Source organism: Gordonia sputi NBRC 100414, from assembly GCF_000248055.1.
In the GTDB taxonomy this organism is placed as follows: Bacteria; Actinomycetota; Actinomycetes; order Mycobacteriales; family Mycobacteriaceae; genus Gordonia; species Gordonia sputi.
In genome coordinates this window covers 14146-38348 of the sequence record NZ_BAFC01000074.1, presented here as the reverse complement: position 1 = coordinate 38348, position 24203 = coordinate 14146, and the positions used below count along the sequence as shown (strand labels likewise).

Annotated in this window: 24 protein-coding genes and 1 pseudogene; 19 read left to right on the top strand and 6 right to left on the bottom strand. The window is 65.8% G+C overall.

All coding sequences use genetic code 11. The annotated features are described in order from the left end of the window. Window positions 1–382, top strand: a pseudogene (locus GOSPT_RS12295) (radical SAM family heme chaperone HemW); the annotation flags it as partial. Here the strand turns inward: GOSPT_RS12295 and GOSPT_RS12290 are convergent. After that, window positions 369–872 (bottom strand): MarR family winged helix-turn-helix transcriptional regulator, encoded by a 504-nt coding sequence (locus GOSPT_RS12290; protein WP_005206513.1) that lies wholly within the window; start codon window positions 870–872, stop codon window positions 369–371. The pseudogene GOSPT_RS12295 and the gene GOSPT_RS12290 sit on opposite strands and share 14 nt — an antisense overlap. A gap of 35 nt (window positions 873–907) precedes the next feature. On the opposite strand from GOSPT_RS12290, the gene GOSPT_RS12285 reads away from it, so the two are divergent. Then, complete coding sequence (locus GOSPT_RS12285) at window positions 908–1975, top strand: substrate-binding domain-containing protein (protein ID WP_005206512.1); 1068 nt, start codon at window positions 908–910, stop codon at window positions 1973–1975. 23 nt (window positions 1976–1998) lie between these two features. On the opposite strand, the gene GOSPT_RS12280 is transcribed toward GOSPT_RS12285, so the two are convergent. Continuing rightward, window positions 1999–3057 carry an AAA family ATPase gene (locus GOSPT_RS12280; protein WP_005206511.1) on the bottom strand — a complete coding sequence of 353 codons (1059 nt, stop codon included), beginning with the start codon at window positions 3055–3057 and terminating at the stop codon, window positions 1999–2001. 246 nt (window positions 3058–3303) lie between these two features. Here GOSPT_RS12280 and GOSPT_RS12275 point away from each other — a divergent pair, with 246 nt between their 5' ends. Beyond that, window positions 3304–4341: an aliphatic amidase gene (locus GOSPT_RS12275; protein WP_005206510.1), complete on the top strand. Its 1038-nt coding sequence runs from the start codon at window positions 3304–3306 to the stop codon at window positions 4339–4341. Between the two features lie 28 nt (window positions 4342–4369). On the opposite strand, the gene GOSPT_RS12270 is transcribed toward GOSPT_RS12275, so the two are convergent. Further along, window positions 4370–4846: a type II toxin-antitoxin system VapB family antitoxin gene (locus GOSPT_RS12270; protein ID WP_039855849.1), complete on the bottom strand. Its 477-nt coding sequence runs from the start codon at window positions 4844–4846 to the stop codon at window positions 4370–4372. Between the two features lie 258 nt (window positions 4847–5104). Between GOSPT_RS12270 and hrcA the strand changes: the two genes are divergently transcribed. From hrcA to GOSPT_RS12205, 13 genes are all read left to right on the top strand, one after another. Beyond that, on the top strand, window positions 5105–6139 hold the full coding sequence (hrcA, locus tag GOSPT_RS12265) for a heat-inducible transcriptional repressor HrcA (RefSeq protein WP_005206508.1): 1035 nt from the start codon (window positions 5105–5107) through the stop codon (window positions 6137–6139). 164 nt (window positions 6140–6303) lie between these two features. Next, window positions 6304–7449 carry a molecular chaperone DnaJ gene (gene dnaJ / locus GOSPT_RS12260; protein ID WP_039855847.1) on the top strand — a complete coding sequence of 382 codons (1146 nt, stop codon included), beginning with the start codon at window positions 6304–6306 and terminating at the stop codon, window positions 7447–7449. Window positions 7450–7504: 55 nt separating this feature from the next. Further along, the gene (locus tag GOSPT_RS12255) at window positions 7505–8254 is read left to right on the top strand and encodes a 16S rRNA (uracil(1498)-N(3))-methyltransferase (RefSeq protein WP_039855846.1); all 750 of its coding nucleotides are present in this window, start codon (window positions 7505–7507) and stop codon (window positions 8252–8254) included. A gap of 11 nt (window positions 8255–8265) precedes the next feature. After that, on the top strand, window positions 8266–9036 hold the full coding sequence (locus tag GOSPT_RS12250; RefSeq protein ID WP_005206505.1) for an alpha/beta hydrolase family protein: 771 nt from the start codon (window positions 8266–8268) through the stop codon (window positions 9034–9036). A gap of 158 nt (window positions 9037–9194) precedes the next feature. Continuing rightward, window positions 9195–10289, top strand: coding sequence for a PhoH family protein (locus GOSPT_RS12245; RefSeq protein WP_005206504.1), 1095 nt, complete (start codon window positions 9195–9197; stop codon window positions 10287–10289). Further along, window positions 10286–10879: an rRNA maturation RNase YbeY gene (ybeY, locus tag GOSPT_RS12240; RefSeq protein WP_005206503.1), complete on the top strand. Its 594-nt coding sequence runs from the start codon at window positions 10286–10288 to the stop codon at window positions 10877–10879. Before GOSPT_RS12245 ends, ybeY begins: the two co-directional genes overlap by 4 nt. A 2-nt stretch (window positions 10880–10881) precedes the next feature. After that, window positions 10882–12357 carry a hemolysin family protein gene (locus GOSPT_RS12235; RefSeq protein ID WP_141630878.1) on the top strand — a complete coding sequence of 492 codons (1476 nt, stop codon included), beginning with the start codon at window positions 10882–10884 and terminating at the stop codon, window positions 12355–12357. Continuing rightward, window positions 12354–12689 (top strand): cytidine deaminase-like protein, encoded by a 336-nt coding sequence (locus GOSPT_RS12230; RefSeq protein WP_005206501.1) that lies wholly within the window; start codon window positions 12354–12356, stop codon window positions 12687–12689. Before GOSPT_RS12235 ends, GOSPT_RS12230 begins: the two co-directional genes overlap by 4 nt. Further along, on the top strand, window positions 12686–13600 hold the full coding sequence (gene era, locus GOSPT_RS12225) for a GTPase Era (protein ID WP_005206500.1): 915 nt from the start codon (window positions 12686–12688) through the stop codon (window positions 13598–13600). The genes GOSPT_RS12230 and era overlap by 4 nt, the downstream gene beginning before the upstream one ends. 27 nt (window positions 13601–13627) lie before the next feature. Beyond that, window positions 13628–15292: a YhgE/Pip domain-containing protein gene (locus GOSPT_RS12220; RefSeq protein WP_005206499.1), complete on the top strand. Its 1665-nt coding sequence runs from the start codon at window positions 13628–13630 to the stop codon at window positions 15290–15292. A 48-nt stretch (window positions 15293–15340) separates the two neighbouring features. Further along, on the top strand, window positions 15341–16147 hold the full coding sequence (gene recO / locus GOSPT_RS12215; protein WP_039855844.1) for a DNA repair protein RecO: 807 nt from the start codon (window positions 15341–15343) through the stop codon (window positions 16145–16147). Beyond that, on the top strand, window positions 16113–16949 hold the full coding sequence (locus GOSPT_RS12210; protein ID WP_005206497.1) for an isoprenyl transferase: 837 nt from the start codon (window positions 16113–16115) through the stop codon (window positions 16947–16949). The genes recO and GOSPT_RS12210 overlap by 35 nt, the downstream gene beginning before the upstream one ends. 28 nt (window positions 16950–16977) lie before the next feature. After that, window positions 16978–17409, top strand: coding sequence for a hypothetical protein (locus tag GOSPT_RS12205; RefSeq protein WP_005206496.1), 432 nt, complete (start codon window positions 16978–16980; stop codon window positions 17407–17409). Window positions 17410–17422: 13 nt separating this feature from the next. Here GOSPT_RS12205 and GOSPT_RS12200 read toward each other — a convergent pair whose 3' ends face one another. After that, the gene (locus tag GOSPT_RS12200) at window positions 17423–17887 is read right to left on the bottom strand and encodes a Fur family transcriptional regulator (RefSeq protein ID WP_005206495.1); all 465 of its coding nucleotides are present in this window, start codon (window positions 17885–17887) and stop codon (window positions 17423–17425) included. Next, window positions 17884–18339: an ArsR/SmtB family transcription factor gene (locus GOSPT_RS12195; protein WP_005206494.1), complete on the bottom strand. Its 456-nt coding sequence runs from the start codon at window positions 18337–18339 to the stop codon at window positions 17884–17886. Before GOSPT_RS12195 ends, GOSPT_RS12200 begins: the two co-directional genes overlap by 4 nt. A gap of 187 nt (window positions 18340–18526) precedes the next feature. On the opposite strand from GOSPT_RS12195, the gene GOSPT_RS12190 reads away from it, so the two are divergent. The 3 genes from GOSPT_RS12190 (at window position 18527) to GOSPT_RS12180 (ending at window position 21831) form a co-directional block, all read left to right on the top strand. Continuing rightward, window positions 18527–19930 (top strand): glycine--tRNA ligase, encoded by a 1404-nt coding sequence (locus GOSPT_RS12190; protein WP_005206493.1) that lies wholly within the window; start codon window positions 18527–18529, stop codon window positions 19928–19930. A gap of 127 nt (window positions 19931–20057) precedes the next feature. Beyond that, window positions 20058–20531 (top strand): cold-shock protein, encoded by a 474-nt coding sequence (locus GOSPT_RS12185; RefSeq protein WP_005206492.1) that lies wholly within the window; start codon window positions 20058–20060, stop codon window positions 20529–20531. Next, window positions 20524–21831: a deoxyguanosinetriphosphate triphosphohydrolase gene (locus tag GOSPT_RS12180; RefSeq protein WP_005206491.1), complete on the top strand. Its 1308-nt coding sequence runs from the start codon at window positions 20524–20526 to the stop codon at window positions 21829–21831. Before GOSPT_RS12185 ends, GOSPT_RS12180 begins: the two co-directional genes overlap by 8 nt. A gap of 17 nt (window positions 21832–21848) precedes the next feature. Here the strand turns inward: GOSPT_RS12180 and GOSPT_RS12175 are convergent, their stop codons facing one another. Then, window positions 21849–24080 carry a glycoside hydrolase family 3 C-terminal domain-containing protein gene (locus GOSPT_RS12175; protein WP_005206490.1) on the bottom strand — a complete coding sequence of 744 codons (2232 nt, stop codon included), beginning with the start codon at window positions 24078–24080 and terminating at the stop codon, window positions 21849–21851. Window positions 24081–24203: the final 123 nt, after the last annotated feature.

Here is a 24203-nt window from a genome sequence, read left to right as displayed (position 1 = left end):
CCGACACAACCTGGGCTACTGGCGCAGCGACGACTGGTGGGGAATCGGTCCCGGCGCCCACTCGCACGTCAACGGCGTGCGCTGGTGGAACGTCAAGCATCCCGCGCGTTATGCGCGGTCCCTGGAGATGGGCGGCCTTGCGGTCGACGACTCCGAGACGCTCACGGCGACCGATAGACACGAAGAGCAGGTCATGCTCGCGCTGCGGTGCCGTGAGGGACTGCCCACCGAGGTCCTCAGCGAGGGCGAGTTGGTGGCGGCAGAGCGCGCCCGCGCGGCGGGACTGTTGCGCGACGACGTCGCAGAGCGGCTCGTGCTGACCGACCGCGGCAGGCTCCTCGCCGACGGCGTGATTCGCGACATCCTGCTCATGGACGGCTGAGCGAACGCGAGGGCGTGGCGTCCGAGTCGGCGGGCCGAGTGTGCGCGATCAGGTCGAGCGATGCCGCGACGCCGAGGTATCCACGAGGTCCGAGCCCCTCGACCACCGCACGCTCGAGCGCGGCCTCGGCGTCGAGGATCGGCGCGATCGTCCGACGTCCCCGTGCACTGAGATGCACGACGACCCGACGTCGATCGACGGGATCGGCGCGGCGATAGACCAGGCCGTTCGACACCAACTGGTCGACGATGCGTGTTGCGGTGGCCGCAGGCAGCACCGCGGTCTGTGCGAGATCGCTCATGGCGCGACCCCCGCCCGCCTCGAGGACGCTGAGGACGCGCCACTGCTCGGGCGTCACACCTGCTGACGCCAGGGCTTCGGCGATGCCGGATTCGACGCTGCGCGCCGCGCTGAGCAGGCGCAGGAGCAGCGGGAGCTCGGCGTCGTCCGCGCGCCGCCCGGTCGATGCGCGTGTAGTCTTGCCGCTCATATGCAGGCCGCGATCGCGGATGCCAGGGGAGTCCAATGACCCATCGCGAGTTGCCGATTCGCATCGCCTACGTGGTTCCCGTGCAGGGATCCGCGGGCATCTTCGGGCCGTCGTGTGAAGCCTGCGGCGATCTCGCCGTCGCCGAATTGTGCGGTGGCGGAGGAGTTCTGGGCCGTGAAATCGAACTCGTGATCGTCGATGGAGGCCGACGTCCCGCAGTCGTCGCCCAGGAGGTCGCGACTCTGTGGCGAGCAGGTGCGATCGACGCCGTCGTCGGCTGGCACATCTCCGCGGTGCGCAAGGAGATCCTCCGGTACGTCGGCGGCGAGTTGCCCTACGTGTATGCGGCACTGCATGAAGGCGAGTTTCGCACACCGGGTTTGTTCATGACCGGCGAGTCGCCGGGCGCGCAGGTATTGCCGGCGCTCGACTGGTTGCGCAGTCAGTTCGGCGCGCACACGTGGTGTGTCGTCGGCAACGACTACGTGTGGCCGAGGCAGATCGCGGCGCGCGCCGAGGCGCACCTTGCCGGAACGGGCATGTCGCACCTGGGATCGACCTTCACGCCGCTGGGAACGTCGGATTTCACCGAGACGCTCGATTGGCTGGAGGTGCATGGTCCCGACGCGGTGCTCGTATTGCTGATCGGCGACGACGCCGTCCGGTTCGGCCGCGCGTTCGCCAGACGTGGTCTCGACGAGATCACTCTGCGATTCAGCCCCATTCTCGAGGAGAACCAGGTTCTCGGCATGGGAGCCTCGGCGACTGCCAACATGTACTCTGCCGCAGGCTATTTCGACTCGCTCGCCACCACGTCGACGCTCGATTTCGGTGCCCGCTACCACCGGTTCCACGGTGTCGACGCGCCGATGCTCAACAGTATCGGGCAGTCCTGCTACGAGGCCATCAACGTGCTCGGCGAAATCGCCACGCGCGCAGGATCGCTCGCGGTACCAGCGCTCGAGGCTGCGGCACGCGGCGCAACGATCGACGGGTCGCGTGGTGCCCTGCGGCTCGGCGCCGGTCAGACGGATCAGGACGTCTACGTGGCCGCGGCGCGTCATCTCGACCTCGACGTGCTCGAACGTATCCACGTTGCGTGATCCCCGCGCCGGGCGTTGTCGGGTCATTGCTGCGAGGTGACGATCGAGTCGTCACGAACCGTACTGCTCATCGACAGTGGGCTGTCGGCGTCGTGATGAACGATGACCTGCGCGACCGACGCGTGCAGTTCACGTCGGATGACGCGCTTGAGATTGCGCGCGCCGTACACCCTGTCGAAGCCGTGAACGAGAAGGTAGCGGCGCACGGAATCATCTGCTGCCCAGGTGATTCCGCGGTCGCTGAGCGTCTGGGTCAGTCGCCGCAGCTCGAGGTCGACGATGGCGCCTGCGTTGTCTTCGTCGAGCGGGGTGAACCGGACGATCTCGTCGAATCGGTTGTAGAGCTCGGGATCGAAGAACTCCTCGACGGCGCGGTCGACGAGCTCGCCGTCGGAGTGTGTCGTGTCGGGTGACCTGACGCCGAGGAAGCGTCGCAGTGTCAAGGGGGCCCCGGTACGTGTCTTCGCGGCGAGTTCTGCGGAGCCGAGATTGGAGGTCAGCAGCACCACGCTGTTGCGGAAGGTGATGCTCGACGTGCCCGCGGTCAGTCGCAGTGTGCCGCTGTCGAGTATCTGCAGTAGCGAGCGCAACACGGTGGTATGCGCCTTCTCGACCTCGTCGAACAACACGATGCCCGGCCGGGAGATGTTGCCCTCCACCAGCTCTCGATCGAACAGCGTGAAACCCTCCTTGGCGCCCGCGTAGCCCGGCGGAGCGCCGGACAGCGACGCGGCGTAGTGCTCCTGGGCAAGGGAATTCATGTCGATGCGGCACAGTCTGTCCGGATCACCAGCTATCTCGGCGGCGAGCCTGCGGGCAAGCTCAGTTTTGCCGACACCCGTCGGTCCGACGAAGAGCAGAGAGGCGATGGGCCGGTGTGGATCCCGGATTCCCGCGGCAGCGATCGTCAATCCACGGACGACGGCGTCGATGGCGTGATCCTGGCCGATGATCGCGGCTCGCAGCGACGCCGAGAGTTGCTCGGGCGACGACGCCCGGCCCATGCGGAACGATCGCGCGCGTCCCGCGGTGAGATGACCGGAGTTGAGGTCGTCGACCTTCTGCGACAGGTATCCCGACACTGTTCGTCCCTTCGTCGTTCGTCGCCTCGCCCGGCCTCATAGTGCGAGCAGCTACTTTCGAATGAAAGCAGATGTGCGGGCGTCGTGCAGGGTGTTGTCGTTGGAGACAGACCACAATCGTTGCGGGGTAACCATCTTCGAACATCGACGCAATCCGACAGTAATGCCCGATCTCCTACTCTGGCGGTGATAGTACTTCCAAGTGGAAGTGAAACGTCGAAGCCCACGAGGCTGGAGGAGGCAATAATGCGGCACGGAGACATCTCATCGAGTCCGGACACCGTCGGCGTCGCGGTGGTGAACTACAAGATGCCGCGCCTGCACACGAAGGCCGAGGTTCTCGAGAACGCGCGCAAGATCGCCGACATGGTTGTCGGGATGAAGACCGGCCTTCCGGGCATGGATCTCGTTGTGTTCCCGGAGTATTCGACGATGGGCATCATGTACGACAACGACGAGATGTACGCGACGGCCGCGAGCATCCCGGGCGACGAAACCGACATCTTCGCCAAGGCGTGTCGTGACGCGAAGACCTGGGGTGTCTTCTCGATCACCGGCGAGCGCCATGAAGATCACCCGAACAAGCCGCCGTACAACACCCTCGTCCTGATCAATGACGAGGGCGAGATCGTGCAGAAGTATCGAAAGATACTGCCGTGGACGCCTATCGAAGGCTGGTACCCCGGTGGTCAGACCTACGTGACCGACGGCCCCAAGGGCATGAAGATCTCGTTGATCATCTGCGACGACGGCAACTACCCCGAGATCTGGCGCGATTGCGCGATGAAGGGTGCGGAACTCATCGTGCGCCCGCAGGGATACATGTACCCCGCCAAGGACCAGCAGGTGCTCATGGCGAAGGCGATGGCGTGGGCGAACAACTGCTACGTCGCCGTCGCCAACGCCACCGGATGGGACGGCGTCTACACCTACTTCGGGCACAGCTCGATCATCGGATTCGACGGTCGGACCCTCGGCGAGTGCGGCGAGGAGGACTACGGCATCCAGTACGCGCAACTGTCACTGTCGACCATCCGCGATGCCCGCAAGTACGACCAGTCGCAGAATCACCTCTTCAAACTTCTCCACCGCGGCTACACCGGTGTGCTCGCCGGTGGTGACGGCGACAAGGGTGTTGCCGAGTGCCCGTTCGACTTCTACAAGAACTGGGTCAACGACGCCGAGGCGACACAGGCGGCCGTCGAGGCCATCACCCGCGACACGATCGGCGTCGCGGAGTGTCCCGTCTACGATCTGCCGACCGAGAAGACGATGGAGGTGTGAGGGCTGCCCAGAGCCAGGGAGCGTCGGATCAGGGTCGGCGCGGCGGCGTCGACCAGCCCGTGCCGCGGGTCGGTCGACGATGCGCGCCACCCTGGCCTGCCGGGCTTCGTGGTGGGTCCACCGGACGGGTCGGGCGGCTCGTCGTCGTCGGAATCTCGGCGGTGTCGTGGAGCTGTTCTTCGAGAGGTAGCGCTCCGGGTGAGAGGTCGTAGGCGTCGAGGTCGAGCAACCGTGCGTGGATGATGTGCCGGTTCCGTAGCGCCGAACGCACCGCACGGTGCAGGCCGTCTTCGAGGTACAGCTCGCCCTGCCAGCGCACGACATGGGAAAAGAGGTCGCCGTAGAAGGTGGAGTCCTCGCTGAGAAGCTTGTCGAGAGCGAGCACTGTCGTCACGGTGACGAGTTCGTCGAGACGCAACTGGCGAGGAGGGATCTTGGCCCATCCGCGGACGGACAACCCGTGGTCGGGGTAGGGCTTCCCCTCCCGCACACCCTTGAAAATCATCCCGACGTTCTCACTGTCTTCTCTGTCGAATCGTCCCGGCTCGTCGGTCGTCAGTTCCACCGCTACGAGGGCCGACTCGCCGCGATTCACGCCCACGCGATGGCCCTGATTCGACGTCGGCCGTCACTTAGGATGGAGTCTGACAACTGATTGACCAGACTGTATTTGTGCTGAGCTTATGTGCCCGGAAGCTAAATTGCCCTGAGCTTATTTGCCCCGAGCTTATTGCACAGTGGGCCCCGAGGAGGTGTGGCGGACGTGTCGGCTACCGACGATCGGCGGTTCGAGGTGCTGCGTGCCATCGTGACCGACTACGTGGACACTCAGGAACCCATCGGTTCCAAGGCGCTGGTCGAACGACACCATCTCGGTGTCTCGAGTGCGACGGTCCGCAACGACATGGCTGTGCTCGAGGCCGAGGGATATATCGCGCAGCCGCACACCAGCTCCGGTCGTGTCCCCACCGACAAGGGCTACCGGATGTTCGTCGACCGGATCAGCGAGGTCAAGCCCCTCTCGGCAGCGGAACGTCGTGCGATCCTGTCCGTTCTCGATCGAGGCGTCGACCTCGACGACGTGTTGCGCAGGTCTGTGCGCCTGCTCGCACAGTTGACCAGGCAGGTCGCTGTCATTCAGTACCCCGTGTTGTCGTCGGCGACGGTCCGGCACCTCGAAGTGGTCACGTTGTCGCCGTCGCGCCTGCTGCTGGTGGTCATCACCGATACCGGCCGCGTCGAACAGCGGATGGTCGCGCTCGGTGCCGACCGTTCCGAGGACGACATCTCACGGCTGCGCGACATGTTCTCGGCGGCGCTCCACGGTAAGCGGCTGGAGGAGGCGTCGGCGGCGGTGGCCGAACTCGCCAACGAGGCCCCCGGCGACATCCGCGACGAGGTCATCGGGCTCGCCACCGTGCTCGTCGAGACTCTCGTCGAACGCGGCGTCGACCGTCTGGTGCTCGGCGGAACGTCGAATCTGGCGCGCTCGGCTGCCGATTTCGCTCCGATGAACGGTGGCATGGACACCGTGCTCGAAGCGCTCGAGGAGCAGGTAGTCGTGCTCAAGTTGTTGGCGACAACACAGCGGATGGGCCGCGTCACAGTGCAGATCGGCGAAGAGACGCAAACCGAGAACCTCCGTGGAACCTCGGTGGTCTCCACAGGGTACGGTGCTTCGGGAACGATATTCGGCAGCGTTGGCGTGGTGGGCCCGACCCGCATGGACTACCCGGGAACAATCGCCTCGGTGGCGGCCGTTGCGAAGTATGTGGGTGAGGTCCTCGCAGAGCGCTGATCGGCGCGACGCGCAGCGAACCATCCCGTCACATTCCCGGCACCGAGCCGGACTGCCCAAGCCCGGCGCATGCCGGGAATCGACACCCGGCGCATGCTGGGACTCGAGACAGTACATAGCGGGGCCGGACAGACCGGCCCGGACACAGAGGACCGGACGACAGCGTGGCAACTGATTACTACGGAGTTCTTGGCGTGGCGAGGGGTGCCAGCGACCAGGAGATCAAGCGGGCGTATCGCAAGAAGGCCCGAGAACTGCATCCCGATGTGAATCCCAATGAGGAGGAGCGCTTCAAAGAGGTCACCACCGCCTACGAGGTGCTCAGTGACCCGGAGAAGCGTCGAATCGTCGACGCGGGCGGCGATCCGCTGGCTGGGCCCGGCGCCGGTGGATTCGCGGGAGGCTTCGGTGGTGGCGGCCTAGGCGACGTCTTCGAGGCGTTCTTCGGTGGGGGCGGAGGTTTCGGCGGAAGTCGTGGACCCAAGGGACGCGTGCAGCCCGGCGAGCCGGCCCTCGTAGCGGTGGAACTGACACTCGAAGAGTGCGCATCCGGTGTCAACAAAGAGATCACCGTCGACACGGCCATCCTCTGTGACGTGTGCCAGGGTTCGGGCACCAATGGCGACTCCAAGCCCGTGACGTGCGACACCTGTAGGGGCGCGGGCGAGATCCAGGCCGTGCAGCGCTCGATCCTCGGCCAGGTCATGACTGTCCGCGAATGCCCGACCTGCCACGGAACGGGCGAGGTCATCCCGGATCCGTGTCACAAGTGCGGTGGCGATGGCCGCGTACGTTCGCGACGCACCATGACCGTGCGCATCCCCGCGGGTATCGAGAGCGGTATGCGGGTTCGCCTGGCAGGCCAGGGCGAGGTCGGCATGGGTGGTGGACCCGCAGGCGACCTGTACGTCGAGGTCTCGGAACGTCCGCACGACGTCTTCATCCGCGACAAGGACGACCTGCACTGCACGCTGCGGGTGCCGATGGCCGACGCCGCGCTCGGCGCGGAGTTCACCGTCGAATCGATCCTCGGCGACGACATCACCGTCGCCATCGAGCCGGGTACTCAACCCGGCCAGGTGGTCAAGGTCCGCGGGCAGGGTATGCCGCATGTCAACAGTGGTGTGCGCGGCACCCTGCACGTGCATCTCGACGTGCATGTACCGACCAAGCTCGACGCCGGACAGTCGGCGGCGCTCTCGGCGTTTCGCGAGACGTCGGGGGAGCAGATCGACCTGGTCACCACCACGGCTGCCGCGGCACCCGGCGGCCTGTTCTCGCGGCTGCGCAACGCCTTCGCCGGACGCTGACAGGTCGCAGCGGAGTGGCACGCCGAGTGGATCGTGAACTGAAAGGTCGACGTCGGTGAGTCCTCCGTTGTTCTGGGTCGACGAGGTGCCCCGCGTGGGTGGTGAGGTCGTGCTCGCCGGTAGCGAGGGGCGGCACGCCGTGACCGTCACTCGCCTCGGCGTCGGCGAACAACTCCTCGTCGGGGACGGCCGGGGTTCTGTCGCCGACTGCGCGGTCGAGGCGGTCCGGTCGAAAGACACGCTTGTTGCGCGCGCTCACGGGTACACGTTCATCGACCGTCCGCGCCCGACCGTCACGGTGATCCAGGCGCTCCCGAAAGGCGAGCGCTCGGAGCTCGCCGTCGACCTCGCGACGGAGGCGGGTGCGGATCGCATCGTGCCCTGGCAGTCCGCGCGATGCGTTGCGCGATGGACTGGCAAGGCGGACAAGGGAATTGCGAAGTGGAAGGCCGCGGCGTCCGCGGCGGCCAAGCAGAGTCGGCGCCCATGGATTCCCGACATCGGTGAATTGGCGACGACGACTGACGTGCGCGCGATCTGCGCAGGCGTCGCCGCGGACGGCGGTGTGGTCGCGGTGCTGCACGAGGACGGAGCCGTGCCGCTGCGGTCGCTACCGCTGGCGGGTGCCTCCCAGATCGCCCTCGTGGTGGGGCCAGAGGGTGGACTCGACGACGCCGAGATCGCCGATCTGACCGCGCTGGGGGCGACGTCGGTGGTCCTGGGTCCCGAGGTGCTGCGGACGTCGGCCGCCGCCGCTGTCGCGCTCGGAGCGATCGGCGTGCTCACCGATCGGTGGGAGCGGTGAAGCGGTGCGCGGTGCACCGCTCGAAGATCGCGTACGGCGGTGAGCCGTCGCAGTTCGGTCACCTCTACCACGTGGCGAGCCCCGACGACCGTCCTGACCGGATGCGCCCGGTGGTCCTCGTGCACGGCGGCTACTGGACCACAGAGTTCAGCCTGACCATCGAATCGGCGATCGCGCGACAGTACGCGGAGCGGGGCGCACTGGTGTGGAACGTCGAGTATCGACGCATCGGTGAAGCGGGTGCCGGATGGCCCGCCTCGGGAACCGACGTCCGGTCCGCTATCGAGGCGCTCGACACCGAGATTCCCGACGCACTCGAACCCGACCTGCGGGCGTGTGTCGACTGGACCGATGTGGCTGTCGTCGGGCACTCGGCCGGTGGTCAACTCGCGCTCTGGTCGGTTGCGCAACTGCGAGCGAAGACAGCGTCGACGACGATCACCACGGTCGTCGCGCAGGCGGCGGCACTGGATCTCGTGGGTGCCGGTCGTGCCGCGCGACCCTCGGTCGAGGGCCTGATGGGAGGGCCGTACGACGCCGCGCCCGAACGCTACCGGCAGGCCTCGCCGATCGAACAGGAGCCGTTCGACGCGCACGTCGTCGCCATTCACGGCACGCTCGACACCGCGATCCCCGTCGACGTCAGTCGGCATTACGTCGAAACGGTCTGTGCGCGTGGGCAATCCGCCGAACTCATCGTGGTGCCGGACGAGGGACACGATGCTTTCGTCGATCCGCGAAGCGTGTGCAACCGGCAGACACTGCGCGTGCTCGGGATCTGAGTGCCGTGGTCGGTGCGGTGCGACGACCGCCGTGCGCCGGAATATTGCCTGCTGATCGGCCGTTGTGGCGCGATAGACTCGTATCGGACACGGATTCGATCCGGATCCGAGTGCACGCATAGAGCCCAAAGCCCCAGACACCAGGAGTGATTGCATACGTGAGTGACGGCACCCCCGACGTGAACGCGCCGAACAGCGGAACATCAGGGGGCAGACCTGTGGTCACCTCCAACGTGGAAATCTCTCCCGAGGTGGTCTTCGGTCTGCTCGGGGCCAGTGACATCAACCTGCGCACCCTGGAGAAACTTCTCCCCGCCGATATCCATGTCCGCGGCAACCAGGTGACGCTCAGCGGTCAGCACGCCGACGTCGCGGCATCGGAAAGAGTTGTCGCCGAACTGGCCGACCTGGTGGGACGCGGAACCCCGCTGACCCCTGACCTCGTGCGCCACAGCGTGTCCATGTTGAGCGAGGGATCGGCTGAGTCGCCGGCAGAAGTGTTGTCACTCGACATCATCTCCCGTCGCGGAAAGACGATCCGCCCCAAGACGCTCAATCAGAAGAAGTACGTCGACGCCATCGACAACAACACGATCGTCTTCGGCCTCGGACCAGCCGGAACGGGCAAGACGTACCTGGCGATGGCCAAGGCCGTGCAGGCGCTGCAGGGCAAAGCGGTCAACCGCATCATCCTCACGCGCCCCGCTGTCGAGGCCGGGGAGCGACTCGGCTTTCTTCCAGGAACCCTCAGCGAGAAGATCGACCCGTACCTGCGGCCCCTGTACGACGCCCTACACGACATGATCGATCCGGAGTCGATACCGAAACTCATGGCGGCGGGCGTCATCGAGGTCGCGCCGCTGGCGTACATGCGAGGCCGCACGCTGAACGACGCCTTCATCATTCTCGACGAGGCGCAGAACACGACGAGCGAGCAGATGAAGATGTTCCTGACCCGCCTCGGGTTCGGATCGAAGGTCGTCGTCACCGGCGACGTCACTCAGGTCGACCTGCCCGGCGGAGCGCAGAGCGGCCTCAACGCCGCGACACGCATTCTCGAGGGCATCGACGACATCCACTTCTCGCATCTGAACAGCTCCGACGTCGTGCGTCATCGACTCGTGGCCGACATCGTCGACGCGTACGGCCGCGACGACGAGGCACACCGTTCGTCGGGTCGGCTGCGCGACGCGGGCGCCCAGGGCGGCAATCGTGCGGCCCGACGCGCCGCCGGAGGAGGACGACGCTCATGAGTATCGAACTCGCCAACGAGTCAGGCGTCGAGGCCCCGGCGGAACTGATCATCGGTGCGGCACGGTTCGCCGTGGGGGCGATGGATGTCAATCCGGCAGCCGAGCTCTCGCTGCTGCTGGTCGACGAGGACACGATGGCCGACATGCACGTCCAGTGGATGGATCTGCCCGGGCCGACCGACGTCATGAGCTTCCCGATGGACGAACTCGTCCCAGGCGGCCGCCCCGACGCCGCGGAACCCGGTCCGGCGATCCTCGGCGACATCGTGATCTGTCCCGCTTTCGCGAAGCGTCAAGCCAAAGAGGCACGACGCTCCTTCGACCACGAACTCGCGATGCTCACGATCCACGGTGTCCTGCACCTCCTCGGCTACGACCACGCCGAGCCGGAGGAGGAGAAGGAGATGTTCGGGCTGCAGAACAGCATTCTCGAAGAGTTCTACGCCGAACGTCACCGCATCGCGCAGGTACAGCGTCAGTCCGACCGTGACACCAAACTGTTGACCAACATCGGTTTCTCCGACATCGCGTCGGTCGACGCTGCTCCCGACGCCTCCGATCCGGGACACACCCCGCCCAAGGACACGTGACCTTGTCGCAAGACATCTGGTTCCTCATCGTCGCTCTCGTCTTGCTCGCTGCCGCAGGCTTGTTCGCGGCCGTCGACACCGCGGTGTCGACGGTGTCGATCGCTCGCGTCGAAGACATGGTCAAAGAGCAGCGCGCCGGAGCGCGCAGGCTCGTGTCGGTGTTGGATGCGCGCGCCACCTACGTCGGTCTCGCCGTGTTCCTGCGCGTCGCCTGCGAGACGGCGGCGGTTGCACTCGCCGCTGTCGCCGCGGTCGATGCGCTCGGGGTCGGGTGGGGACTCGTCGTCACGATCGCGGGCATGACCGTGCTCTCGTACATCGCGGCAGGCGTCGGACCTCGCACGCTGGGCAGGCAACATGCCTACAGCGTCGCGCTGGCCTCTGCGGTGTTCCTGCAGGCGCTCGGCGTGCTGCTGACACCGGTCACCCGACTTCTCATCCTCATCGGCAACGCATTGACCCCCGGACGCGGATACCGCAACGGGCCGTTCGCCACCGAGGTCGAGTTACGTGAGGTCGTCGACCTCGCGGAGGCAAGCGGAGTGGTGGCGGCAGATGAGCGCCGGATGATCCAATCCGTCTTCGACCTCGGCGATACCAATGCCCGCGAGGTGATGGTCCCGCGCACCGAGATGATCTGGATCGAAGACGACAAGACCGTCGCGCAGGCGCTGAATCTCGCACTGCGGTCCGGACATTCGCGCATACCCGTGATCGGCGAGAACCCCGACGACGTGCTCGGGGTCCTCTACCTCAAAGACCTCGCCTCGACACTGAATGCGGGAGAACCGATCACGGTCATCCGGGCGCGAGATCTCATGCGTCCGGCCGAGTTCATGCCCGACTCGAAGCCACTCGACAAGGTGCTCGCAGACATGCAGCGCACCCGCAACCACATGGCGCTCCTGGTCGACGAGTACGGCGGCATCGCAGGTTTGGTCACCATCGAGGACGTCCTCGAGGAGATCGTCGGTGAGATCACCGACGAATACGACACCGACGAGGTCGCCCCCATCGAAGATCTCGGCGACGGCAGCATTCGGGTGTCGGCCCGACTGCCCGTCGAGGATCTCGGCGAACTCTTCGACATCGAGATCGACGACGATGAGGTCGAAACCGTCGGCGGACTCGTCGGGCTGGAGTTGGGCCGCGTGCCGTTGCCGGGTGCCGACGTCGAATCCCACGGGCTGCGGCTTGTCGCAGAGGGAGGGCCCAATCATCAAGGGCGCCAACGTATCACCACGGTGTTGGTGACCAAGTTGCCGTCTGCGGATGATGACGACGCAGACGCGGCGTCGCGGGATGACGACGACTCACGACGTGATCGACGCCGCGGTGACGCCCGCTCGGAATCCGACGCGGGCGCGCTACGTCGAGTGCGTGACGCCGACCCCGACACCGATGGGGAATACTCTGAGCGGAACGGCTCCGACCGCGGCACGTCGGTTCACGCACGCAACGGCAAGGATCACAGGTGACCCAGACACTCGACGACGAGGACAACAAACTCGTCGTGCTCGCCAGGGGAGCGCGCGCCCGCGCAGAGACCGCATCGGGTGCGGCGGTTCGCGACGGTGACGGGCGGACCTACGCCGGAGCCGACGTCGAGACGCGCTCGCTGCAGTTGACAGGTCTTCAGGTCGCGCTCGCGACGGCGCTCGGCAGCGGTGCAGGCGAGTTCGAGGCCGCCGTCGTCGTCGGCGGCCGCGCAGACGATCCCGGCCTGGCAACCCTGCACGAGATCAGCCCGTCGGCACCTCTGATCGTCGCCGATGGAAGCGGCGCCGTCGTCGATCGCGTCGAGTCATGAGCGACGAATTCCGCTCAGGATTCGTCTGTTTCGTCGGCAGGCCCAACACGGGGAAGTCGACGCTGACGAACGCCCTCGTCGGCGAGAAGATCGCGATCACGTCGAATCGTCCGCAGACAACTCGGCACACGATTCGCGGAATCGTGAACCGGCCGGACGCGCAGTTGATCATCGTCGACACCCCTGGCCTGCACCGACCACGCACGCTTCTCGGGCAGCGACTCAACGATCTCGTTCGCGACACCTACTCGGAGGTCGACGTGATCGGGATCTGCATCCCGGCCGACGAGGCGATCGGTCCCGGCGACCGGTGGATCGTGTCGCAGGTGCGACAGATGGCGCCCAAGACGACGGTGCTCGGCGTCGTGACGAAGATCGACCGCGTGACGCCCGACAAGGTCGCGGCCCAACTGCTCGCACTGAGTGAACTGCTCGGCAGCGAGTCCGAGGTGGTGCCGGTGTCGGCGACCAGCGGCGCGCAGCTCGACGTCCTCACAGACGTTCTCGTCTCGCTGATGGAACCGGGCCCCGCGTTCTATCCCGACGGCGAGCTGACCGACGAACCCGAGCAGGTCCTGATGGCGGAGTTCATCCGCGAGGCCGCCCTCGAGGGTGTGCACGATGAGTTGCCGCACTCACTGGCGGTCGTGATCGAGGAGGTCATCCCGCGCGAGGACCGACGCCCCGATCAGGCACCGATGGTCGACGTCCACGCGATTCTCTACGTGGAGCGCGACAGCCAGAAGGGCATCATCATCGGACACAAGGGTTCGCGTCTGAAGCAGGTGGGTACCACCGCTCGGGCGCAGATCGAGAACCTGCTCGGCGTGAAGGTCTACCTGGATCTACACGTGAAAGTGGCAAAGGACTGGCAGCGAGACCCCAAACAGCTGGGACGAATGGGCTTCTGACGGCCGATCTCTTCAGGAGGTACGACGGTGGGCAAGCATGAGGGATCGGACGAAACGGCACCAGCCGACTCGGTCGATTCGACGCAGGACAGTCACGATCAGAGCAGTCACGATCAGAGCAGTCACGGTCAGAACAGTCACGGTGGGGGCACTCGCACCGACGAGAGTCGCACCGAGCAGACCGGCGCTGACGGCTACCCGCACGAGGAGCAGGCGGTCAGCACCATCTCCGAGGTGCTCGGTGCGCCCAAGTTCTGGCTCCTCCCGGTGTTGCTCGTCGTCGTCATCATGTCGTTCATGGCGGCGCTGTACATGGGCGCGATCGCCGATCCCGAACGCAATCTGCACGATTTCCCGATCGCCTTGACCAACCAGGACAACGGGGGCGAGGTCCCCAACGCCGACGGCGGCACCGACAAACAGAATTACGGCGATCAGATCGCCAAGGGCATCATCGACGAAGCGGCGAAGAGTGGAATCGCGGTGCACAAGACCGACCGCACCACCGCGCTGAACGAGTTGAACACGGGCAAGGTCTACGGCGTCGTGATCATCAGCCCGAACTTCACCAATAAGGCTGTGGCACTTGGCCAATCGGCGGTACTGCAGGCCAAGCCCGAGAAGCTGCCGATCGACATCTACATCAATCGCGGGTCGGGAACCTTCGCCTCGGCTATCACGACGACATTTTCTGAGCGGGTGTCGACGCAGGTCAACAAGCAGGTGGGCGACCAGCTCACGCAGTCGGTCAGAGAGCAACTCGCCAAGGCCAACGTACCGTTCAGCGGCGCAGCGCAACTCGCGCTCTCGCAACCGGTGGACGTGCGGACCGTCGAACCCAATCCGCTGCCCGAGGGCTCCGGAAACGGATTGTCGGCGTTCTACTACACACTGCTGCTGATTCTCGCCGGTTTTACCGGCGCGATGATGGTGAGCATCGTGGTCGACGCCGCGCTCGGCCAGACACCCATCGAATTCGGCCCCTTCTACCAACTGCGTCTGCGACTGCCGATCTCGCGCTGGGGAACTCTCGCCGCCAAGTGGACGATCATGTTGCTGATCGCGTTCATCCAGTCGGCGCTGTACATCGGTGTCTGTACGGCGGTGGGGACCTCGTTACCGAACGCGTTTGTGTTGTGGACGTATTCGGTGTTGGTGATCTTCGCCGTCGGTGTGTCGGCGGCGTCGGCGATGGCCGTCTTCGGAAACCCCGGTCTGATCCTGAATCTGGTGTTCTTCGTGATTCTCGGCCTGCCGTCGTCGGGTGGCACCGTGCCGCTGGAGGCCAGTCCACGACTGTTCGCCTGGATCGCGTCGGTCGAGCCGATGCATCTGGTGTACCTCGGGGTTCGCTCGATCCTGTACTTCGATGCCGACTGGGATGCCGGCCTCGGCCGGGCGGTGATCCAGACGATCATCGGATTGATCGTGGGCGGACTGCTCGGCTGGGCGGGAACCAAGTTCTACGACCACAAGGGCTGGCATCGCTTCCCCGGCGGCATGCGCCTGACGCCGCGGATGGCCAAGATCTTCGACGGCGGAAGCGGCAGCCTCCCGACGATCACCACGCCTGCACCCCAGCACGTGGCCGGGGTCGCGGGCGCCAGCGCCCGCAAGCGAGAGGCGACGGCAGGCACTCATGTCGGCTCCCACGAGCGTGAGCCGGGCGACTCCGGAAGTGGCAGCGGTTAGCGGCATGTCTCGGCGGGCCATGTCGGTCGCCGGTGGAACAATGGCACGGTGAGGTTCTACCAGGATGAAGCGGTTGTGCTGCGCCAGCACAAGCTCGGTGAAGCCGACCGCATCATCACGTTGCTGACCGCGGAGCACGGATTGGTGCGTGCGGTCGCCAAGGGCGTGCGACGGACGAGGTCGAAGTTCGGTGCCCGGTTGGAACCGTTCGCCCACGTCGACGTGCACCTCTATCCGGGACGCAACCTCGACGTCGTCACACAGGTCCATTCGATCCACGCGTTCGCCGACGCGATCGTCGCCGACTACGCCCGCTACACCACGGCGTGCGCCGTCCTCGAGACTGCGGAACGCCTTGCCGGTGAGGAACGTGCTCCCGCCGCGCAGTTGCACCGCCTCACCGTCGGTGCCCTCGAGGCGCTGGCAGATGATCGACGGCCGGGAGGGCTGATCCTCGACGCCTTCCTGCTCAGGGCAATGCACTGTGCAGGCTGGATGCCCGCGTTGGATGTGTGTGCACGCTGCGCTTCGCCTGGCCCGCATCGGGCGTTCCACGTCGCTGCCGGTGGTGCGGTGTGCCTGCACTGTCGTCCGCCGGGAGCCGCGACCCCGTCGCCCGGCGTCCTCGACCTCATGGACTCGTTGTACCGGGGGCAGTGGGAACACACCGCGGACGCGACCGAATCGCTACGACGTCAAGCCAGCGGATTGGTCGCCGCGCATCTGCAATGGCACCTCGAGCGCCAATTGCGCACCCTGCCGCTCATCGAACGCGCAACCCCTCATAGTCTGGTTTCACCGAACGTGAGAGGAGCCGGCGATGGCGCTACGGTCGCGGTCCGCGGCTCGGGATGAACGGGCAAAGCAAGCCGCAGCACAGGAACGACGCGCGGTTCGTCCACCCGACCCGCATCCGAGCGGCGCTACGCCGCCCGCATTGCCCGCCGAACTGATCCCACGCCACGTCGCGCTCGTGATGGACGGCAACGGCCGGTGGGCCACCGAGCGTGGACTGCCGCGTACCGAGGGGCACAAGCGTGGCGAGGCGGTCCTCATGGACACCGTCTGTGGCTGCATCGAGATGGGCGTGACGTGGTTGTCGGCCTACGCGTTCTCGACGGAGAACTGGTCGCGCAGCCCCGACGAGGTCCGGTTTCTGATGGGTTTCAACCGCGACGTGATCCGACGCCGTCGCGATGAGATGAACGAGATGGGCGTGCGCGTGCGCTGGGCCGGACGCCGACCACGCCTGTGGCGCAGCGTGATCAAAGAACTCGAGGTGGCCGAGGAACTGACCAAGGACAACACGGTCATGACCCTGACGATGTGCGTGAACTATGGCGGACGAGCCGAAATCGCCGACGCGGCAAAGGAGATCGCTCGACGCGCCGCGGCGGGCGAGCTCGATCCCGAGCGGATCACCGAGGCGTCGTTCGCGAAGTATCTCGACGAGCCCGATATGCCCGACGTCGACCTGTTCCTGCGTCCGTCGGGGGAGCAGCGCATCTCGAACTTCCTGCTCTGGCAGTCGGCCTACGCCGAGATGGTCTATCAGGAGAAGCTGTTTCCCGATTTCGATCGCCGCGACCTGTGGGCAGCGTGCGTCGAGTACGCGTCTCGCGACCGTCGCTTCGGCGGCGTGATGACGACGGAGTGAGCGTGAGTAGTCGGTGAGCGATGAGTCGATGAGCAATGAGTCGGGCCCGAATTCTTCTGCCGCGCAACAGGTTCTCCTCGACAGGGTGGCCGCGCTCCTGACCGAGATCGGCGACGTCACCGACGCCGACGCAGAATCGGTGGTTGTGGCCGTCGGCTCGACGCGAGCGTCGGTTCGCGTCATCGCGCTGGCCGACGACCTTCAGGTGGTCTCGGTGGCGCAGTTGCTCGCGCTCAACCTTCCCAACACCGACGCGCTCCGTTCCGACGTCGAAGAACTGGACGCGACGCTGAGCTTCGGTAACCTACGACGCTCCGATCTGACCGGCGTCACCACAGATGTGTTGCAGTACTACACATTTCCGGTCGACGGCCTCACCGACATCCCACTGCTGACGGTGCTGCACATCGTGCTCTCCGGCGGCGACGACATCGCCCGCAAGCTCGTCGACGCGAGCTGATCTCCGCGGAGTGTCAGCGTGCGGCGCGGCAGTCGGCGCACACTCCGAACACCTCAACGGTGTGGTGGATGTCGCTGAATCCGTGTTCTGCCGCGATCTTCGACGCCCAGCGCTCCACAGGCTCCGCCTGGACCTCGACCGTCGTTCCACACACCCGGCACACCAGGTGGTGGTGATGCACCGACGAGCAGTTCCGGTAGCGCATCTCGCCCGAACCGTCCCAGAGAGCATCGATCTGACCCGCTTGGCTCAGTGCCTGCAGATTGCGATAGACGGTGGTCAATCCGATCGATTCGCCACGCGCCTTGAGTTGCTCGTGAAGTTCCTGAGCCGAGCGGAAGTCGTCGCCTTCCGACAGTGCGTCGGCGATTGCCGCGCGTTGCCGGGTGGAACGGATGCCGGTGACGGGACGCTCGCGGCCCGCGGTGTCGGTGGGTGCTGCGGTGTCGGTCGTCGCCGTGGTGTCGGTGCTGCTCATCGGGCCGCTTCGTCGCTGTGAGTTGTCGATGGCGCCCCGGTGTTAGTGGCTGCCGTGTTCGCGGCTGCAGTGTTCGCGGCGGGCGCATCCGGACTAGTCGGCTGCGTCGTCGGACGCGGTTCGGTCGCGTGTGTGAGGGCGTCGGTGACGATGTGTGCGAGGTGGTCGTCGATCAGCGAGTACATGATTTCGCGGCCGTTGCGTTCACCGCGCACGACGCCCGCGTCCTTCAGTACGCGCAGGTGCTGGCTGACCAGGGGCTGGCTCACGCCGAGCGAGCCGACCAGCTCGTGCACGCAGCGGGCGTCTTCCTGCAGTGCCAACACGATGGCGATCCGCATGGGCGATGCGAGTGCTCTGAGCAGGTCGCTGGCGGCCTCGCGCGCAGCAACATCGCGGGCGCCGACGCTGCGCGAGCCGAGGTCTTCTGAACACTGGCCGCGAGTTCCCATCCCTCCATCTTAAAGGAAGTGGTTGTCATTTGTGGTCGACGCCCCACTGGTTGCGTTGGCCGCACCAGGGGATGCTCGACGGCGCTGGTCAGGCGTCGTCGGCCGACGGCTAGGCTGTAAGGGTTGCCGGCCTGCGCGTCGGCGAGAAGTTTGTGACCTGTCCCAACGTCCGTGGAGAAAGATCCCTGTGGCCTCCCGCCCGTCGAATGCTGCCCCTGCCAAAGTCGAAGCCGTCGTCAACCTCGCCAAGCGTCGGGGTCTCGTGTACCCGAGCGGCGAGATCTACGGCGGGACACGGTCGGCGTGGGACTACGGGCCGCTCGGAGTGGAGCTCAAGGAGAACATCAAGCGGCAGTGGTGGCGGAGCATGGTCACCAGTCGCGACGACGTCGTCGGACTCGATTCGTCGGTCATCCTCCCGCGGCCCGTGTGGGAAGCCAGCGGTCACGTCGAGGTCTTCACCGATCCGCTCGTCGAATCGCTCTACACCCACAAGCGCTACCGCGCCGATCACCTGATCGAGGCCTACGAGCTCAAGCACGGCCACCCTCCTGAGAACGGTCTTGCCGACATCAACGACCCGGAGACGGGGCAGCCGGGCAATTGGACCGAGCCGCGTGCGTTCAGCGGTCTGATGAAGACCTACCTGGGACCTGTCGACGACGAGGAGGGCTTGCACTACCTCCGTCCGGAGACCGCGCAAGGAATCTTCGTCAACTTCAAGAACGTCATGACGACCTCGCGTAAGAAGCCGCCGTTCGGTATCGCGCAGATCGGCAAGAGTTTCCGCAACGAGATCACCCCGGGCAACTTCATCTTCCGCACCCGCGAGTTCGAGCAGATGGAGATGGAGTTCTTCGTCAAGCCGGGTGAAGACGAGGAATGGCACCAGTACTGGATCGATCAGCGATTCGCCTGGTACACCGATCTCGGTATCAATCCGGAGAATCTGCGGCTCTACGACCACCCCAAGGAAAAGCTGTCGCACTACTCCAAGCGCACCGTCGACGTGGAGTACAAGTTCGGCTTCTCGGGCAACCCGTGGGGCGAACTCGAAGGCGTCGCCAATCGCACCGACTTCGATCTGTCCACCCACGCCAAGCATTCGGGTGAAGACCTGTCGTTCTTCGATCAGGCGACGGGCGAGCGCTACACCCCGTACGTGATCGAGCCCGCGGCCGGTCTGACCCGTTCGGTGATGGCATTCCTGTGCGACGCGCTGACCGAGGAAGAGGTGCCGAATGCCAAGGGCGGCACCGATACCCGCACTGTGCTCCGCCTCGATCGTCGACTTGCCCCGGTGAAGGTGGCGGTGCTGCCGCTCTCGCGCAACGAGAAGCTGTCACCGAAGGCCAAGGATCTCGCCGCAGAGTTGCGCAAGTACTGGAACGTCGACTTCGACGACGCGCAGGGGATCGGCAAGCGCTACCGCAGGCAGGACGAGGTCGGAACACCGTTCTGCGTAACGGTCGATTTCGACACCCTCGACGATCAGGCCGTCACGATTCGCGAACGCGACACGATGAGCCAGGAGCGCATCGCCTTGGACCGCGTCGTCGAATATCTCGGGAGCAAACTGCTCGGGGCGTGACGTCTACGGGTCGCGGGTCGGTCGTTGAGTAGGCCTGACCTGCGGTGGTCTGTCACAATTGAGGAGAGTTTGCCGTGCGTGGCCGGACACGGGGTCCGACCGGGCGGCGAGGAGAGTGAGTGGAGTCGTGGCGGTCAGCGGGAAAGTCGTGCATTACGACACGAATAGAGGATTCGGATTCCTGGCCCCGGAGTCGGGCGGTGCCGATGTGTTCTTGCACATCAATGACATCGACATCGACGAGGATTCGTTGAAGCCGGGTGCCAAGGTCTCGTTCGACATCGAGGAAACCGATCGCGGGGCCAAGGCGGTCAACGTCGCGGTCACCGAAGAAGCGCCGGCCGACGAGTCGGGATCGGGGCGCCCGCATCGTCGCGATTCGCACGATCACCACGGTCGCTCACACGGTTCGGATCGCTCACACGGGGCCGACCGTCGACGTCCGCGCGGAGGCGGCGGGTCACTCGACTCAGCGGCGTTCACCGAGGAGATCACCGAACTGCTCCTCGACGCCTCCGGCGACCTGACTGCCAAGCAGATCGTCGCCATCCGTCAGCGCGTCACCGACTTCGCGGTCGGTCGGGGCTGGGTGCTTGACTAGTACCCCGCTCTCTGGCCGGACCGGTATACCTCCGACTGCCGAGTACGGCGAGGAGGCCGTCGAGCGCATCGTTCGCGAGGGCGCGAAGACGGCCAGCCTGCCCGGCACCAGGACAGATCACCGCAGCGAGTACGCGCGCGACCGTGCGCGCGTACTCCATTCGGCCGCACTGCGTCGGCTCGCCGACAAAACCCAGGTCGTCGGACCACGCGAGGGTGATACTCCGCGTACCCGTCTCACGCATTCGCTCGAGGTCGGGCAGATCGGGCGGGGGATCGCGATCGGTCTCGGCTGCGAGCCAGACCTCGTCGAACTCGCAGGTCTCGCCCACGACATCGGGCATCCGCCGTACGGACACAACGGCGAACGAGCGCTCGACGAGGTCGCCGTCGACATCGGCGGGTTCGAGGGCAATGCGCAGAACCTGCGCATCCTCACGCGGCTCGAACCGAAACTTCTCGACGCCGACGGCGCGTCCGCGGGTCTCAACCTGACCCGCGCGTCGTTGGACGCGACCCTCAAATACCCGTGGCTGCGTCGGCCGCCGGCCCGCAAGTTCGGTGCGTACGACGACGACGCCGACACCCTGGCGTGGGTTCGGCAGGGTGCGCCCGGCGATCGGCAGTGTATCGAAGCGCAGGTCATGGACTGGTCCGACGACGTCGCGTATTCGGTCCACGACCTCGAAGACGGCGTCATCGCCAACCGCATCGATCTCCGGTCACTCGGCGACCCGGACGATCAACGCACGCTGGCGGCGATAGGTGTCGCAGAATTTCCCGAGCTCGAACCGGAACCGCTGATCGACGCCGCGGGCAGGCTCTCGCAGATGGACATCGTGCGGGCGGTCGGGGTGTTCGACGGCAGTCTCGACGCGTCTGTACGGCTCAAGAGACTCACGAGTGAACTCATCGGCAGGTTCGCGTCCGCCGCCATCACGGGTACCCGAGAACAGGTCGGCGGGCGCTCGATTTCTCGCTACGACGCCGACCTCACCGTGCCACCGCTGATCGCTGCCGAGGTTGCGATCCTCAAGACCTTGGCGCTGCGATTCATCTTCTCCAACGAACGCCACAAGTCGCACCAGGCCCGCCAACGCGAGCGCATCCACCGGGTCGCGGGGTGGTTGATGGCCGCGGCTCCCGGAGGACTCGATCCGATCTTCGTTCCGACCTGGCAGGCCGCCGAGACCGACGCCGCGCGACTGCGTGTCATCGTCGACCAGATCGCCTCGATGACCGAGGGACGCCTCGAACGGATGGACAAACAGAACTCCGGCGCCCAGGCGCACCTGGGCTGAGACTGCTGGGCTGCACACTACTGGGCGGATGAGTTCCCGGCGTTGACGGCGTCGAGCTTTTCCGCCAGCGCCTTCTTGGTGACCGCGCCCGTGGTGAACTCCGGCAGTCTGTCGACAGGCACCGAGCCGATCATGGCGAGCAGCCCCGGGCCGTCGGCCTCGGTGACGTCGGGGAAGGAGCTCTTGACCAATTCGGTCAACGCGTCCTTGCCGCTGGGGACCGAAACCACCTCGGCGATCGTCGAATTGGTGGTCAGCGGGACGGAGATCTCGTCTCCCTTGACCTCGACGTCGGCGTGCACGCGGATATCGCGACTCGACGCTCCCACGTCGATCCGATACGTTCCGCCTTCGACGAGGAAATCGTGGACGCGAACATCCCAGTACGCCAACACATCTCGCGGCACGCTGATGGTCACGCGCTGCTCGTCGCCCGCCTTGACGTCGACGCTCGCGAACGCTTTCAGTTCGCGCACCGGCCGCGAGACCGACGACGTCTCGATGCCTGAATAGACCTGCACGACCTCGCGTCCGTCGACCTTGCCGACGTTGGCGACGGTCACCTCGACGGTCAGGCCGTCGGCATTCTCGGTGACCGAGAGGTCGCGGTAGTCGAAGTCGGTGTAGGACAAGCCATGTCCGAACGGATAGGAGACGTTCATTTTGCGCGCGTCGTACCAGCGGTAGCCGATGAAGAGTCCCTCGCCGTAGGTGACGTGTTGGAACTCGCCGGGAAAGTTCAGGTAGCTCGGGTTGTCCTCGAGACGCAGCGGAATGGTCTCCGACAGTCGCCCGGACGGATTGACGCTGCCGAACAGAACGTCGGCGATGGCGCCTCCGCCCGCCTGTCCGAGGAGCGCGCCGTCGAGGATCGCGGGCGCCAGGAGCGGTGCGACGCGGAGCACTCCGCCGCGTGAGAGCACCACGGCCGTACGGGGATTCGCGGCCAGTACCGCCCCTGCGAGTTCGAGCTGATCGGAGGGAAGGTCGATGGTGGTCCGGTCGAATCCCTCTGACTCCTGGTGCTCGGCGAGTCCGAGGAACAGCACGACGTTGGTCGCGGATCGCGCCGCGGCGACGGCATCGGAAATCAGGTCGCTGCGGTTCTGGGAATCGTTGTCGTCGGTGGTGTATCCGGCGGCGTAGACGACTTCGGAGTCGGCGTGCCGCTTGATCTCGTCGAGCGGGATGTCGACCTTGGTGGCGTTGACCTTCGACGACCCGCCGCCCTGATAGCGCGGTTGCGCGGCCATCGTGCCGATGACGGCCAACTTTTCGGAGCTGTCGAAGGGGAGGAGGTCGTCGTCGTTGCGCAACAACACGATCGCCTGCGCGGCCGCCTCACGCGCCAGCGAGTGATGGGCGTCGACGTCGAATGTGCCGTTCTCCGAACGGATGTGCGGTGCTGCTCGTTCGACGAGCGCGATCATCCGGTCGGCAGACTCCTGCAGTGCCTGCGGGTCGAGGCGGCCGTCATCCACAGCGGCCGCCACGTCGTCGTCGAGTTCGTCGCCCCCGAACGGCATCATCAGGTCGAGTCCGGCGGCCACCGAGCGGACGCGGTCGACCACCGCACCCCAGTCGCTGACCACCACGCCGTCGAATCCCCAAGTGTCTCGCAGGATTCCGGTGAGTAGCTCGCGGCTCTCGCTCGCGTGGACACCGTTGATGCGGTTGTACGAGCACATCACCGTCCAGGGTCGTGCGGTGCGGACGATGTGGCCGAACGCTCGAAGGTATAGCTCGTGCAGTGTGCGCTCGTCGATTGCCGCGCTCACCCGCATGCGATCGGTCTCCTGGTTGTTGGCCGCGAAGTGCTTGAGCGACGCACCGACGTCGACGCTCTGCACGCCGCGCACCCATGCTTCGCCGAATGCCGCCGACAGGAACGGATCCTCGGAGTAGTACTCGAAGTTGCGGCCGCCGAGCGGGGAGCGTTTGAGGTTGATGCCGGGGCCGAGAACGACCGAGACCTGGCGGGCGAGTGCCTCGGTGCCGATGGCCTTGCCGATGCGGTCGGCAAGGTCGGGGTTCCAGGTCTGGGAGAGTCCGACAGCGGGCGGAAAGCAGGTCGCGGGAACGCTCTCCGACAAGCCGAGCGCGTCGGAGGAGCCCTCTTGTTTGCGCAGTCCGCTCGGGCCGTCGGTCATTGCGATCGACGGCAGGTCGCCCTCGGACTTGGTCTGCCAGAAGTTCTTGCCGCTGGTGAGTCGGGCCTGCTCTGCGGTGGACAACGACGATGTAGCCATAGGTACTCCTCGGTGCGACGACTCGGCCCCCCGCTTTCGACCGTAGCCGATCCGTCGTCGGAAGCCGTGCGTGTTCGGGGTCGGTCCGCGCGCTTGTGGATGTAGCGGACGAGGCGAACCGCA

Coding starts and splice junctions, on each gene's coding strand:
- GOSPT_RS12175 (WP_005206490.1), bottom strand. CDS start 24,080: ATGGCTACATCGTCGTTGTCCACCGCAGAGCAGGCCCGACTCACCAGC.
- GOSPT_RS12270 (WP_039855849.1), bottom strand. CDS start 4,846: ATGATTTTCAAGGGTGTGCGGGAGGGGAAGCCCTACCCCGACCACGGG.
- era (WP_005206500.1), top strand. CDS start 12,686: ATGAGCGACGAATTCCGCTCAGGATTCGTCTGTTTCGTCGGCAGGCCC.
- GOSPT_RS12285 (WP_005206512.1), top strand. CDS start 908: ATGACCCATCGCGAGTTGCCGATTCGCATCGCCTACGTGGTTCCCGTG.
- GOSPT_RS12290 (WP_005206513.1), bottom strand. CDS start 872: ATGAGCGGCAAGACTACACGCGCATCGACCGGGCGGCGCGCGGACGAC.
- ybeY (WP_005206503.1), top strand. CDS start 10,286: ATGAGTATCGAACTCGCCAACGAGTCAGGCGTCGAGGCCCCGGCGGAA.
- GOSPT_RS12210 (WP_005206497.1), top strand. CDS start 16,113: ATGGCGCTACGGTCGCGGTCCGCGGCTCGGGATGAACGGGCAAAGCAA.
- GOSPT_RS12275 (WP_005206510.1), top strand. CDS start 3,304: ATGCGGCACGGAGACATCTCATCGAGTCCGGACACCGTCGGCGTCGCG.
- GOSPT_RS12195 (WP_005206494.1), bottom strand. CDS start 18,339: ATGGGAACTCGCGGCCAGTGTTCAGAAGACCTCGGCTCGCGCAGCGTC.
- GOSPT_RS12205 (WP_005206496.1), top strand. CDS start 16,978: ATGAGCAATGAGTCGGGCCCGAATTCTTCTGCCGCGCAACAGGTTCTC.
- GOSPT_RS12200 (WP_005206495.1), bottom strand. CDS start 17,887: ATGAGCAGCACCGACACCACGGCGACGACCGACACCGCAGCACCCACC.